The organism is Thalassobacter stenotrophicus (genome assembly GCF_001458315.1).
Classification (GTDB): Bacteria; Pseudomonadota; Alphaproteobacteria; order Rhodobacterales; family Rhodobacteraceae; genus Thalassobacter; species Thalassobacter stenotrophicus.
In genome coordinates, this window is record NZ_CYRX01000033.1 from 103772 (window position 1) to 116887 (window position 13116).

Sequence of the window (13116 nt, forward strand, 5' to 3'; positions counted from 1 at the left end):
TGATTTTTCATCAGTTTGCCGAGGTGCCACGATCTTTGCCAGTTAATTTCCGCGAATGCGCGAGGAAGTGATCATGCTGATTCCAATTTGGCCGTTTCAAACGCAAGCATCGCGCGTTTGACGGGCAGGCCCCAGTGGTAGCCGCCCAAACCGCCCGATTTGCGCAGGGCGCGATGGCAAGGGATCAGCCATGAAATAGGGTTCCGGCCGACTGCGGTCCCCACCGCGCGCACGGCCTTGGGGTTGTCGATAGCCTGCGCGATTTCGGAATAGGTTGTGACGTGGCCCGAGGGAATTTTTAGCAGGGCTTCCCACACTTTGATCTGAAACGGCGCGCCGATCAGGTACAAGGGCGCTGTCCCGCCCTCGACCTTGCCAAAGGCCGCATCGACCCAAGGGCCCAGCCGCATGGGGTCTTCGACGAATGTCGCCTTGGGCCAGCGGGATTTTAGGTCGGCAAAGGTCGGCTCGGCTCCGGTTTCGGCCCCGAAGCCCATGCCGCAAATGCCACGGTCTGTCCCCATTACAAGGGTCGGGCCAAAGGGGCTTTCGAACCAGCCCCAAAAGATGGTGAGCCCCGCGCCCCCAGCGGCGTAATCACCGGGAGCCATCGCCTCCCACCGGACAAAAAGGTCGTGCAATCGCCCGCTGCCCGACAGCCCGATGGTTGCCGCCGTTTCCAGTGTGGTGTGGCGCGCCCGCAAAAGCGTTTTGGCGTGGTCTAGCGCAAGGTATTGCCCATACCGCTTTGGGCTGAGCCCCGCCCATTGCGAAAACACCCGTTGCAGGTGCGCGGGGCTCATCCCCAATTCCCTGGATAGGTCTTCAAGCCGGATGCCCGCACCCTGTGCGTCGATGATGTCTAGCGCACGGCGCACAACGCCGTAGTGGTAAGTTTCCTCGGGGGTGTCGGTCATGGCGGTCTCCTTGCGGGAAACTTTAGGGTGCTTGGCCCGCCACCGCGACCCGAACCTTGCGCATTACCGCACCTTTTGTCGCGAATGATTTGCCGCGGGCTTGGCAGGCTGGGCCGGGTGGGGCATAGACATCGGATGGCAAAGCAGATGGACTACAACACCCTTACCCAGATTTTTGAGCGGTTTCAGGCCCATGAGGCGGAACCCAAGGGTGAGCTTAACCACACCAACGCCTACACGCTTGTGGTGGCCGTGGCGCTGTCGGCGCAATCGACGGACGTTGGCGTCAATCGCGCCACGCATGAGTTGTTCAAGGTGGCCGATACTCCGCAAAAGATGCTCGACCTTGGCGAAGAGGCCCTGATTGAGCATATCAAGACGATCGGCCTGTACCGGAACAAGGCCAAGAACGTGATGAAGCTGAGCCGCATCCTCGTGGATGACTACGGCGGTGAGGTTCCATGTTCCCGCGCGGCCCTTGTGTCGTTGCCCGGTGTGGGGCGTAAAACGGCGAATGTTGTGCTGAACATGTGGTGGGGGCATCCATCGCAGGCCGTCGACACCCATATATTTCGCATTGGCAACCGGACGGGCATTTGCCCCGGCAAGGATGTCGATGCTGTGGAACGCGCGATTGAGGACCATGTCCCCGTGCCCTTCCAACACCACGCCCATCACTGGCTGATTTTACACGGCCGTTATATCTGCAAAGCGCGTAAGCCGATGTGCCAAACCTGCATCATCCGCGACCTTTGCCCCTATGAGGACAAGACCCAATGAGCCAATTTGACGTCATCGGCATCGGCAATGCGATTGTGGACGTAATCTCAACCGCGCCTGATACGTTTCTCGACCAGATGGGGATCGAGAAGGGGATCATGCAGCTGATTGAGCGTGACCGTGCCGAGTTGCTTTATGCTGCGATGGATGGTCGGGTTGAGACCCCGGGCGGATCGGTGGCCAACACGATTGCGGGCATTGGCGCGCTGGGCCTCAAGACCGCGTTCATCGGCAAGGTAAAGGATGACGCCTTGGGCCAGTTCTATGCCGATGCGTTGGCGCAGTCGGGCACCGCGTTTCCCAACCCACCCAAGGGTGTTGATCTGCCGACCTCACGCTCGATGATCTTTGTGTCGCCTGATGGTGAGCGGTCGATGAACACCTACCTCGGTGCGGGGGCGGATCTGTCGTCTCAGGACGTGCCAGAGAACGTGTTTGCGGGCGGTGGTTTGTTGTTCCTTGAGGGATATCTGTTCGACAAGGATGAGGGGAAAACCGCGTTCTCTGAGGCCGCGAAGGATATGAAAGCCGCCGGTGGGCGCGCCGCGATTACCCTGTCGGACCCGTTCTGCGCCGACCGTCATCGCGATGATTTTCAGCGCCTCATCGCTGAGGACATGGATATTGCTATCGGCAACGATCAGGAGTGGATGACGCTCTATGAAACTGACGATCTGAAGGCGGCACTGACTAAGGCCGCAGCCGTGTGTGACATCGTCGCCTGCACCCGCTCCGGTGAGCCGGTTTGGGTCTGGGCCAATGGTGCGCAGATCGAAGTGCCGGTCAAAACCATCACCCCGGTCGATGCGACAGGCGCGGGCGATCAGTTCGCGGCGGGCTTCCTCTATGGTCTGTCGACGGGCAAAGACCTTGAGACGGCCGCGAAAATGGGTGTCATCTGTGCGCACGAAGTGATTGGCCACATTGGACCCCGCCCCGAGGTGGATTTGCTCGCGGTGTTCAAGGAACAAGGCCTCGTTTGATCGGGCCGTCGGACCCACCCACATTGTTTGCTAATTGAGAGACCCGGATGCCTTATACCTACGACACCCAGAACATTTTTGCCAAAATCCTGCGCGGTGAAATTCCCAATAGCACTGTGATGGAGACCGAGCATACGCTCGCCTTCAACGACATTACCCCGCAGGCGCCGCACCACGTGCTGGTCATCCCGAAGGGTGCATATGTTTGCTATGATCACTTTGCGCTCGAAGCATCAGAGGCTGAGATCGTCGATTTCACCCGCACCATCGGTAAACTCTGCGCCCAACTGGGCGTTCAACCGGGTGAGGGCGGCAACGGGTTCCGGCTGATCACCAACGCAGGTGAAGACGCCATCCAAGAGGTGCCTCACATGCACATCCACCTTGTGGCTGGGCGCGGTCTTGGGCGTATTTTGCAGCCCGCAGGCTAGAGCCGTTTAGTCAAACGTTCCGGTCACGCGCCCTAACAACATAAAGGCGCGGGCCGTGCGGGTATTGCCCAGCTGGGTCAATTCCACGTCGGTCATGCGCGGCTCTGCTTGCGCGAGCGTGCGGTCAAACTGGCGCAAGAAGTGATGCACAGTGTCCTTGAACACAGGGTCCGAGCGCATCCGCCCCGCACAAAGCGTGAGCGAGGACCGGTCCCGGATACCGCCCAAAGACGCAATTTCACGACCGCGTTCGCCTTGCGCAAATTGGCGCCAAATTTCGGGGCGCGCACGGTCTGGCGTGAGGTCATCCATATAGATGCCTTCTTGGCTCATTAGGGTCAGCACGTCTTGGGCTGCGTTGATCAACCGCGCCGCAGCCCGGTCCTTGAGAGCGCGGCGGAGGGTGCGAAAGCCCTCTTTGTCTTTCTCGTTTTCGGGGAAATTCACGGCGCGAATAAATTCACCCATCGTGAGCGGATCACCTGCGGGCAGAGCCTCTGCAGGGGTGCCCAATGCGAGGGGCGGTTGATCGGTGATCTCCATCTGTGGGGCAGCTTCGGCTGTTACCTCGGGGGTTGCTGGCTCCGGGGCTGCTGTTCGGGCCATGCCTGCGATTGCGGCTTCAGCCCGCTCCTGCGCCTTGGAGATCGAATCGATTTTGGCTTCCATCGAGCGTTTGATCGACATACCCGCCATCTGCTGCTGCTCAACATAGGCGTGACGCATCCCGTCGATGGCGGCCTGAAGACGTGCGCTTTCTTCGCGCATGGTGCGCGCGGTACGCGCCGCAGACGCCCCGATCCAAATCACGGCCAGCGGTAGGATGACGCCAACCATGGTCATCAAAGACGTCAGTGGGGCTTCCTCGCCGCCTGCGGCAGACTCAACCGTTAGATAAAAGTAGCTGACGACCAGCACCCACAGGATGCTCAGCACAATGGCCACGATCTCAATGGTTGAGATCAGGCTCGGGGCATCGCGCTGGCTATAGGTGTTAAGCCCCATTGATGCGATTCGCTTCGCGGCCCCAGAACCAGTGCCAGTGTCATCACTGGTTGGTTTTGGCGGCTGTGGGGCTGAGCTGGTCATAGGAAGCGCCTATTTGAATGCGACGGTCAGGATTTCGTAGTCTTTGACGCCGCCGGGTGTGCGCACCTCGACGCTGTCGCCTTCTTCCTTGCCGATCAGGGCGCGGGCGATGGGCGATTTGATGTTCAGCAGGCCGTTTTCGATGTCAGCCTCGGTTTGACCCACAATCTGATAGGTTTTTTCCTCGTCGGTTTCCTCGTCCACGATGGTGACGGTCGCGCCAAATTTGATGGCGCCCGACAGGGTGGCGGGATCAATCACCTCAGCCAGACCAATGGTGCCCTCAAGCTCCTTGATGCGGCCTTCAATGAACGACTGCTTTTCGCGCGCAGAGTGATACTCGGCGTTTTCCGACAGGTCGCCGTGTTCCCGAGCCTCGGCGATGGCCCTGATGATAGCGGGACGCTCGACTGATTTGAGCTGTTTGAGCTCTACGTTAAGCGCCACGAACCCCTTGGGGGTCATTGGGAATTTTTCCATGAAACGTCTCCTACCCGGCCGACCTGACCAGGACTTCACGTTAACTGTATGATTGCGCCGTGCGCGTTGCAACGCCCGCTGGGGCGCAGCACGCATCAGTTGGTCGAAACGACCGTTTTTTCGCCACCGGAGGGCGGTTTGGGGGCGCCATCCACGCCGCAAGCGGCGAGGATGACCATGCATAGGATCAGTGCGGCGGGCTTCATGCGTAGATCCCCTGCCAGCGTTTGACCTGCGCGCGCACGTTGACGGGTGCGGTGCCGCCATAGGCCGTGCGGCTGGCCACAGAATTGTGGACACCCAAAACGGTGAACACATCCGTGGTGATTGCGCCGTGTACGGCCTGCATATCCTCAAGCGTAAGGTCGGGCAGATCGCAGCCTTTGTCCTCGGCCATCTTAACGAGTGTGCCTGTGACGTGGTGCGCCTCCCGGAAGGGCATGTCGAGGGCCCGCACCAGCCAATCCGCCAGATCGGTCGCGGTTGAAAACCCGCTGGACGCGGCGGCCTCAAGGCTGGGAACATTAGCCTGCATGTCCGACACCATGCCGGTCATTGCCGCAAGCGACAGCATCAGGTTATCGGCGGCGTCGAACACCTGCTCTTTGTCCTCTTGCATGTCCTTGGAATAGGTCAGCGGCAGTCCCTTCATCACCATAGTGAGGGCGACTTGAGCCCCGAAGATCCGCCCGATTTTGGCGCGCATCAGCTCTGCGGCATCGGGGTTTTTCTTTTGGGGCATGATGCTGGAACCCGTCGTCCACTTGTCCGACAGTTGCACAAAGCGGAATTGCGCTGAGGACCAGATGACCAGTTCCTCTGACAGGCGGCTCAGGTGCATCGCGGTAATTGACGCACAGCTCAGGAATTCGAGCGCGAAATCGCGGTCAGAGACCGCATCGAGCGAGTTGGCGGCAGGTCGATCAAAGCCCAGCTCATTGGCGGTCATTTCGCGGTCAATTGGGAATGATGTGCCCGCAAGAGCGGCAGCCCCCAAGGGGCATTCATTCATTCGCTCGCGGGCGTCCGCAAAACGGGTCAAATCGCGTGAGAACATCTCAACATAGGCCAGCATGTGATGGCCCCACGTCACAGGCTGTGCCGTTTGTAGGTGGGTAAAGCCGGGCATGACCCATTCGGCCCCCGCCTCGGCCTGCGCCACAAGTGCTTTACACAGCGCGCTTAGTGCGTCGATTGCGGCGTCGGCTTGGTCGCGGACCCACATGCGAAAATCGAGCGCGACCTGATCGTTGCGCGACCGTGCGGTGTGCAGCCGCCCCGCTGGTGCGCCGATCAATGCGGTCAGACGCGCCTCCACGTTCATGTGGATGTCTTCTAATTTGGTTGAGAATTCGAACGTCCCGGTCTCAATCTCTGACAAAACCGTGAGGAGGCCTTCCCGGATCGCTTCTGCATCGGTATCTGAGATGATGCCTTGGGCGGCTAGCATGGCAGCGTGTGCGCGGCTCCCGGTGATGTCCTGGCGCGCCATGCGCTTGTCAAACCCGATGGAGGCGTTGATGGCCTCCATGATTGCGTCGGGGCCTTCTGCAAAACGCCCGCCCCACATCGCGTTGGAGCTGGCGGCATCGTTGGATTGGGTCATGGAAGTGGTCCAGAAATGGGAGTGAAACATGCGGGCAATTTGCGCCGGACTGCTATACGGTGCCTTGGCCTTGGGTGCAAACAGCGCGCTGGCCGGCGGCTTCGAAAAGCTACAGGTCCATGCCGCGCCCAAAGCGCCCGCTGTGACGTCGTTCGTGACAATTGATGGGGTGCCAATGGACCTCAGCGTCTATGCGGGTGACGTGGTTGTCCTTAATTTCTGGGCGACTTGGTGCGCCCCGTGCAAGCGAGAAATGCCCGGCTTGGATCGTTTGCAGGCCATGATGGGCCATGAGGGCATTGAGGTCGTTACGATGGCCTTTGGGCGGCACAACCCGATGGCGATGGAGAAATTCTGGGACCGTGCCAACATTGAGAATCTGCCCCTGCACCGTGATCCCACCACTGAGTTGGCGCAGGCTTTCGGGGTGAAGGGGCTGCCACACACGGTGATTCTGGATGCCGAGGGCAACGAAATCGCCTCGCTTCCGGGTGAGGCTGAATGGGACAGTGCCGAGGCGATTGCGCTTTTGGAGGGGTTTCTTACGGATTAGGCCAGCGCGGGCCAGAGTGTCGCCATTAGCAGCGTGGCCATCGTCCAATTGAAGGCGCGCAACCGGCTTGGGTTGGTCAGGACGCGCTTCATTTGTTGGCCGAGCACCGTCCACGTCGAAACCGATGGCAGGTTCACCGCGCCAAACGCGAGGGCCACGGCCCCGATCGCCCAAACGGACCTATCTGGCGCATAGATCGTGATCGCTGTCAGGGCCATGGTCCACGCCTTTGGGTTGACCCACTGAAAAGCCGCCGCCTGCAAAAAGGTCAAGGGTTTAGGGCCCGCGCCTTGTTCCTTTGGGGTGCCGGAATGGGCGATTTTCCATGCGAGCCAGCATAGGTATGCTACGCTCGCGATCTTGAGGATGGTGTGCAGGACCGGAAACGCGTCAAACACCTGCGCCAAGCCCATCCCCACCAGAAATATCATCAGCGTAAAGCCGATCCCGATGCCCAGCATATGCGGCACCGTACGGCGAAACCCAAAGTTTGCGCCGGAGGCCATAAGCATCAGGTTATTGGGCCCCGGGGTGATGGAGCTGACAAAGGCAAACCCGGTCAGGGCGAGGAGGATTTCATAACTCATGGCGCAATAAAGAACGTAAACACTGTGCATGTGCTTGCGTTTTCACGGGTTTATCCGCTAATTTTGCAATAAATGATGAAGATTGATGCTATAAATACGCATATATTGCGCGTACTTTCCGATGATGGGCGCGTGTCCAACATTGATCTGGCCGAACGCGTAGGATTGTCGCCTTCCGCGTGCCTGCGCCGCGTTCAGGAATTGGAGCGGAGCGGTGTTATCACTGGCTACCGTGCGGTCGTAAATCCGCTCAAAATCGGGCGGGGATTTACGGCCTATATTACCGTCGGTTTGAACGATCACACAAAGGCCAGCCAAGAGGCTTTTGAGCGCGCGATTTCCCGAAGTCCCGAGGTGCGGGAGTGCCACAACATCACTGGCTCGGTTGAATATCTGCTACGTGTCGAGGTTGAGGATTTGGCGGCCTACAAAGTGTTCCACACCGAAATTTTGGGAACACTGCCACAGGTCCACGCCATTACCAGCTATGTTGTGATGGGCTCGCCCAAGGATGAGCGCGCCTAGGCTATGTCTATGAGGTCGGCTGCATGGCGGCGACCTCAGCATGGCGGGGACAGCCGACCAAATGATCGTTCACCATGCCGGTTGCTTGCATGAACGCATAAACAATCGTGGGGCCACAGAATCGAAATCCGGCCTTCTTGAGGTCCTTGCTGATCTGAGTCGAAAGCGGGGTATGGGCTGGAACATCGGCCAAACTCGCCCAAGAATTTTGTAACGGTTTGTTCTCCATATAGCCCCAAAGGAACGTATCGAACCCTTCGCGCTGCTCGATTTTCTGCCACGCGCGGGCGTTGCCGATGGCCGCTTCAATCTTGCCTCGATGCCGAATAATTCCTGCGTTCTGAACAAGAATTTCAACCTCTTTTTCACCCCAGGTTGCGATCTCATTGGGATCGAAGTTTGCAAAAGCAGATCTAAAATTATTCCGCTTTTTCAAGATGGTTATCCAGCTAAGGCCTGCTTGAAACCCATCTAAAATCAACTTCTCCCATAGGGCGCGACTATCCCATTCGGGAACGCCCCATTCAGTGTCGTGATAGTCCACGTAAACGGGGTCAACTCCGCACCATCCGCAGCGATCCATAGAGGTCTCCTTCATTTTAGGGAAAGGTGAAGTAAAAAGAACAAAAATAAAACATTTAATAATTCAGAAAGGGTTTCGGAGCCATGATTGCTGTGAATTTGGTGAGAGGGATAGCACATTATGGCACAAGAAATTATGAAACCCGATCAGGAACAATCCGCCAGTACGGACGCTGTTCAGAGAGATCAGGCCATATTGTCTATGGTGGCTTCCGCGCTCGAACGAGGCGATTGCATGTTGGCGTTCCAGCCTATCGTTCAGTCGCAGAAGCCCTATCACCCGGCGTTTTATGAGGGGTTAATTCGTGTTTTGGATAGTGCTGGCCGGATTATTCCGGCGGCTGAGTTCATGCCGCTGGTCGAGCATCATGATATCGGGCGCGACATCGACTGCGCCGCGCTTCGCTGTGGCATTGATGCGCTGCGCCGCAAGCCCGATTTGCGCTTGGCCATCAACATGTCCACCCGCTCAATTGGTCATCCGCAATGGACGCGCATACTGGAGCGTGCTTTGTGCAATGACCCTACTTTGGGTGAGCGTTTGATCCTTGAGATTACTGAGAGTTCAGCCATGCGAATGCCTGAGGCGGTGATGGCCTTCATGCAGCGGTTTCAGGCGCAGGGCGTGACCTTTGCATTGGATGATTTTGGGGCGGGTCATACCTCGTTTCGGTACCTCAAAGACTTCTATTTCGACATTCTCAAGATTGATGGGCAATTCACGCGCGGTGTTCATCATGATGCGAACAATCAGGTGCTGACCGAAGCCCTTATCAAGATCGGGCGACAGTTCGATATGTTCACCGTGGCCGAGGCCGTTGAGACGCAGGAAGAGGCTGATTTTTTGGCGAAGGCGGGCATCGATTGCATGCAGGGCTATTACTACGGCCGCCCGGAAACGAACCCTTTGTGGTTACAGCAACCTGTGCAAAAGCATAGCCAGATGTCAGCTTAGCTATGCGCTGGGCGCATGGGACCTATCGGCAGGTATGCGCCGGGTGAGACACCGTGTCCGCTTACTCCGTTCAAAGACTCGCGTTAACCAAACCCTAGGACATGCGCGAGGGCTTGGCCCACTAAGGGGTTGGGGTGGTCGCGCCCTCAGAAGGGTAAGATGAATGACGAATGTAGTGATTGCTTCAGCTGCGCGGACCGCGGTTGGCAGCTTTGGGGGGTCGTTTGCCAACACCCCCGCCCATGATCTTGGTGCTGCTGTTATCGAAGCTGTGGTTGAGCGGGCCGGCGTGGATAAAGCCGAAGTTTCCGAAACAATTCTGGGCCAAGTGCTCACCGCCGCCCAAGGCCAAAACCCTGCACGTCAGGCGCATATCAATGCAGGCCTCGCGCAGGAGGCTGCTGCTTGGAGCATTAACCAAGTATGTGGTTCCGGTCTGCGCGCAGTCGCGTTGGGCGCGCAGCACATTATGCTCGGCGATGCTGAAATGGTTGTCGCTGGCGGTCAGGAAAACATGACGCTTTCACCCCATGCCGCTGCAATGCGTGCCGGTCAAAAAATGGGTGACATGAAGTTCATCGACACGATGATCCGCGATGGCCTGTGGGATGCTTTCAACGGCTACCACATGGGGCAAACCGCCGAAAACGTCGCTGAGAAATGGCAGATTTCGCGTGATCAGCAGGACGAATTCGCGGTCGCTTCGCAGAACAAGGCAGAAGCGGCGCAAAAAGCTGGCAAATTTGATGATGAAATCGCGGCCTTTACCGTGAAAACCCGCAAGGGTGACATCATCGTTGATAAAGATGAGTATATCCGTCACGGTGCCACGCTGGAAGCGATGCAAAAAATGCGCCCCGCTTTCACCAAAGATGGCACAGTGACTGCGGCAAATGCTTCTGGCCTGAACGACGGTGCTGCCGCGACATTGCTGATGTCTGCCGATGCCGCCGAAAAGCGTGGCATTCAGCCGTTGGCGCGCATCGTATCCTACGCAACTGCTGGTCTTGACCCGTCGATCATGGGCGTCGGCCCGATCTACGCGTCGCGCAAGGCGCTCGATAAAGCCGGTTGGTCGGTTGGTGATCTTGATCTTGTCGAAGCCAATGAGGCCTTTGCGGCGCAAGCATGTGCTGTGAACAAAGACATGGGCTGGGACCCGGAGATCGTAAACGTTAATGGCGGCGCCATCGCGATTGGTCACCCCATTGGTGCCTCGGGTTGTCGTGTTCTCAATACCTTGCTGTTCGAAATGCAACGTCGTGATGCCAAAAAAGGCCTCGCCACGCTTTGCATCGGTGGCGGCATGGGCGTCGCTCTGTGTGTTGAGCGTCCCTAATCATCAAAAACGGGCGGGCTAAAACCCGCCCTTATTTCTAGACTTCTGAGGAGAAAATCCATGGCACGAGTTGCACTGGTCACCGGCGGATCGCGCGGTATTGGCGAAGCGATTTCCAAAAAACTAAAGGCTGACGGCTACGAAGTTGCGGCAACCTACGCTGGTAACGATGAAAAAGCGGCTGCCTTCACTGCCGCAACTGGCATCAAAACCTACAAGTGGGACGTGGCGGATTACGCAGCGTCTGAAGCTGGCATCGCGCAAGTCGAAGCCGACCTTGGCCCTGTTGATGTCGTGGTGGCAAACGCCGGCATCACTTGGGATGGCTTCTTTCACAAAATGAAGCCCGAGCAGTGGCAAAAAGTCATCGATACGAACCTGACAGGTGTGTTTAACACTGTGCGCCCCGTGTGGCCCGGCATGCGTGAGCGTGGCTTTGGACGTGTGATCGTGATCTCTTCGATCAATGGTCAAAAAGGCCAAGCCGGTCAGGTTAACTACGCCGCGACCAAGGCGGGCGATCTGGGTATCGTTAAATCGCTGGCTCAAGAGGGTGCCGCCAAAGGCATCACAGCCAACGCTGTTTGCCCCGGATACATCGGTACCGAAATGGTGCGCGCAATCCCTGAGGAAGTGTTGAACGCCAAGATTATCCCGCAAATCCCAGCGGGCCGTCTGGGTGAGCCAGAAGAGATCGCACGTTGTGTAGCGTTCCTTGCGTCGGATGATGCGGGCTTCATCAACGGTTCGACGATTTCTGCCAACGGTGGCCAGTTCTTCGTCTAAGGGTTGCGAGGATAAGAAATTCAAAAGGACCGGCCATGTAGTGCCGGTCCTTTTTGCGTTAAAGCTGTGCTTAAGTCGCTTGCATAACGGCTAGCGGGGCGAATGCTGCGCGAAGCCCGAACCAATTTTTCCAAAGTGAAGTAAAGGCAGCGGCCCGTTCTTTGTGGGCGTTTTCAATCGCTTGTTGCAGCGGTATTGTGTGCAATTGATGTTCCATGTCAGTGTTCCTTAGCATGTTGCAATTTCTATGGCTCAACATGCGCCTCCGCGTTCTTTTTCACAAACGAGACTTTCAAACGCGTCAGATAAGTTATACTTAACTGATATGATTGATCGTCTTCCTCCCCTTACCGCTTTGCGGGCCTTTGAAGCTGCTGCGCGGCACATGTCATTCGCACGGGCTGCGGATGAATTGAACGTCACCCCAGCGGCGCTGAGCTTTCAGATCAAATCACTGGAAGAACACTTCGGCGCGCCCTTGTTTCGGCGGCTCAACCGCGCGGTTGAGTTGACGGAGGCTGGCAAGGCTCTGGCACCGGGCACTACGGACGCCTTTCAGATGCTGCAAGCTGCGTGGCGGGCGGCGGGGAGAACGGTGGATACAGGCGTGCTTACGGTCACGGCTGGCCCAGCTTTTACGGCCAAATGGTTGGCACCGCGGCTTTTTGATTTCGCTCAGAGCCACCCAGAGATCGAATTGCGGTTCGCGGCCAGCCTCCGGCTGATGGATTTTGAGCGGGATGACATCGATATCGCCATCCGGTTTGGCTTCGGTGGGGATGATGGTCCGAATCTTTACAGTGAAAAAATCGTGGGTGAATGGCTCACCCCAATGATGCACCCTGACCTTGCTGCGCGCTTTCCGACGCCAGAATCCTTATTGAACGCACCGTTGCTACACCAAGATGATATCGCGTGGCTGCGTCCGGCCTGTGACTGGACCGCTTGGTTTCGGGCAAATGGCCTAGAGTTGGGCGAAATCCATGGCGCACGTTTCAGCCAAGCGGATCACGCCATCGATGCCGCCCAAGCCGGGGCAGGTGTTGTTTTGGGGCGGATTACTTTGACGGATCGGGCGTTGCGTGATCGACGCCTGGTTGCACCATTCAAGACAGCGATCTCAACGGATGCACATTTTCGGGTGCTGTGTCCAAAAGGGTCCGAGGAAAAGCCGCAATTCAAAGCGTTTCTCGAATGGTTGCGGGTTGAAACGTGCAAAATGCGGGACCACGGCCAAGGTCGGCACATGGTCCGCGCAGATGATATTGGGGGTTAGGCGGAGAGGCGCTCAATTTCTTGTTTGAGCTGTAGCTTCTGCTTTTTCAAAGAGACGACTTCAAGTCCGTCCGTTCCGGGACTTCGTTGGGCTTCTTCCACTTGTTTTGAGAGATGCTCGTGCTTTTTGCGTAGGCTCTGCAGATGCGACGTCAGCGACATGTATATCTCCTCTCTAGTGATGAATATTAAAAGCTCACCACAAGAACTGAGTCCTGTCACGTAATT

Annotated in this window: 17 protein-coding genes; 9 read left to right on the top strand and 8 right to left on the bottom strand. The window is 57.4% G+C overall.

The features are described from left to right. Positions 1-71: 71 nt before the first annotated feature. The gene (locus THS5294_RS15030) at positions 72-917 is read right to left on the bottom strand and encodes a methylated-DNA--[protein]-cysteine S-methyltransferase (RefSeq protein WP_058124389.1); all 846 of its coding nucleotides are present in this window, start codon (positions 915-917) and stop codon (positions 72-74) included. Positions 918-1052: 135 nt separating this feature from the next. On the opposite strand from THS5294_RS15030, the gene nth reads away from it, so the two are divergent. From nth to THS5294_RS15045, 3 genes are read left to right on the top strand one after another with little or no spacing between them, the layout of a single operon-like run. Further along, on the top strand, positions 1053-1697 hold the full coding sequence (gene nth, locus THS5294_RS15035) for an endonuclease III (RefSeq protein ID WP_058124390.1): 645 nt from the start codon (positions 1053-1055) through the stop codon (positions 1695-1697). After that, the gene (locus THS5294_RS15040) at positions 1694-2680 is read left to right on the top strand and encodes an adenosine kinase (protein ID WP_058124391.1); all 987 of its coding nucleotides are present in this window, start codon (positions 1694-1696) and stop codon (positions 2678-2680) included. The genes nth and THS5294_RS15040 overlap by 4 nt, the downstream gene beginning before the upstream one ends. Before the next feature lie 47 nt (positions 2681-2727). After that, positions 2728-3111, top strand: a complete 384-nt coding sequence (locus THS5294_RS15045; RefSeq protein ID WP_058124392.1) for an HIT domain-containing protein — start codon at positions 2728-2730, stop codon at positions 3109-3111. Between the two features lie 6 nt (positions 3112-3117). Here the strand turns inward: THS5294_RS15045 and THS5294_RS15050 are convergent, their stop codons facing one another. The 3 genes from THS5294_RS15050 to argH form a co-directional block, all read right to left on the bottom strand. After that, positions 3118-4200 (bottom strand): hypothetical protein, encoded by a 1083-nt coding sequence (locus tag THS5294_RS15050; RefSeq protein WP_072936599.1) that lies wholly within the window; start codon positions 4198-4200, stop codon positions 3118-3120. 9 nt (positions 4201-4209) lie between these two features. Beyond that, positions 4210-4680, bottom strand: a complete 471-nt coding sequence (gene greA / locus THS5294_RS15055) for a transcription elongation factor GreA (protein ID WP_038004190.1) — start codon at positions 4678-4680, stop codon at positions 4210-4212. A gap of 202 nt (positions 4681-4882) precedes the next feature. Further along, complete coding sequence (gene argH, locus THS5294_RS15060; protein WP_058124775.1) at positions 4883-6286, bottom strand: argininosuccinate lyase; 1404 nt, start codon at positions 6284-6286, stop codon at positions 4883-4885. Positions 6287-6314: 28 nt separating this feature from the next. Here argH and THS5294_RS15065 point away from each other — a divergent pair, with 28 nt between their 5' ends. Continuing rightward, positions 6315-6839: a TlpA family protein disulfide reductase gene (locus THS5294_RS15065; RefSeq protein ID WP_058124394.1), complete on the top strand. Its 525-nt coding sequence runs from the start codon at positions 6315-6317 to the stop codon at positions 6837-6839. Here THS5294_RS15065 and THS5294_RS15070 read toward each other — a convergent pair. Continuing rightward, positions 6836-7426 (bottom strand): LysE family translocator, encoded by a 591-nt coding sequence (locus THS5294_RS15070; protein ID WP_058124776.1) that lies wholly within the window; start codon positions 7424-7426, stop codon positions 6836-6838. The genes THS5294_RS15065 and THS5294_RS15070 overlap by 4 nt on opposite strands. A gap of 72 nt (positions 7427-7498) precedes the next feature. Here THS5294_RS15070 and THS5294_RS15075 point away from each other — a divergent pair, with 72 nt between their 5' ends. Beyond that, positions 7499-7951, top strand: a complete 453-nt coding sequence (locus THS5294_RS15075; RefSeq protein WP_058124395.1) for an Lrp/AsnC family transcriptional regulator — start codon at positions 7499-7501, stop codon at positions 7949-7951. Between the two features lie 7 nt (positions 7952-7958). Here THS5294_RS15075 and THS5294_RS15080 read toward each other — a convergent pair whose 3' ends face one another. Then, positions 7959-8534, bottom strand: a complete 576-nt coding sequence (locus tag THS5294_RS15080; RefSeq protein WP_058124396.1) for a DNA-3-methyladenine glycosylase I — start codon at positions 8532-8534, stop codon at positions 7959-7961. A gap of 120 nt (positions 8535-8654) precedes the next feature. On the opposite strand from THS5294_RS15080, the gene THS5294_RS15085 reads away from it, so the two are divergent. From THS5294_RS15085 to phbB, 3 genes are all read left to right on the top strand, one after another. Next, entirely contained in the window at positions 8655-9488 is an 834-nt protein-coding gene (locus THS5294_RS15085; RefSeq protein ID WP_058124397.1) for an EAL domain-containing protein, read from the top strand. Positions 9489-9651: 163 nt separating this feature from the next. Continuing rightward, positions 9652-10827, top strand: coding sequence for an acetyl-CoA C-acetyltransferase (locus THS5294_RS15090; RefSeq protein ID WP_038004200.1), 1176 nt, complete (start codon positions 9652-9654; stop codon positions 10825-10827). 60 nt (positions 10828-10887) lie between these two features. Continuing rightward, on the top strand, positions 10888-11613 hold the full coding sequence (phbB, locus tag THS5294_RS15095) for an acetoacetyl-CoA reductase (RefSeq protein ID WP_038004202.1): 726 nt from the start codon (positions 10888-10890) through the stop codon (positions 11611-11613). Between the two features lie 70 nt (positions 11614-11683). Here the strand turns inward: phbB and THS5294_RS18405 are convergent, their stop codons facing one another. Continuing rightward, positions 11684-11830 carry a hypothetical protein gene (locus THS5294_RS18405; protein WP_158508606.1) on the bottom strand — a complete coding sequence of 49 codons (147 nt, stop codon included), beginning with the start codon at positions 11828-11830 and terminating at the stop codon, positions 11684-11686. 108 nt (positions 11831-11938) lie between these two features. On the opposite strand from THS5294_RS18405, the gene THS5294_RS15100 reads away from it, so the two are divergent. Next, positions 11939-12889, top strand: coding sequence for a transcriptional regulator GcvA (locus THS5294_RS15100; protein ID WP_058124398.1), 951 nt, complete (start codon positions 11939-11941; stop codon positions 12887-12889). Here the strand turns inward: THS5294_RS15100 and THS5294_RS18150 are convergent. Then, complete coding sequence (locus tag THS5294_RS18150) at positions 12886-13050, bottom strand: YdcH family protein (RefSeq protein ID WP_072936598.1); 165 nt, start codon at positions 13048-13050, stop codon at positions 12886-12888. The two genes, THS5294_RS15100 and THS5294_RS18150, sit on opposite strands and share 4 nt — an antisense overlap. Positions 13051-13116 lie beyond the last annotated feature (66 nt).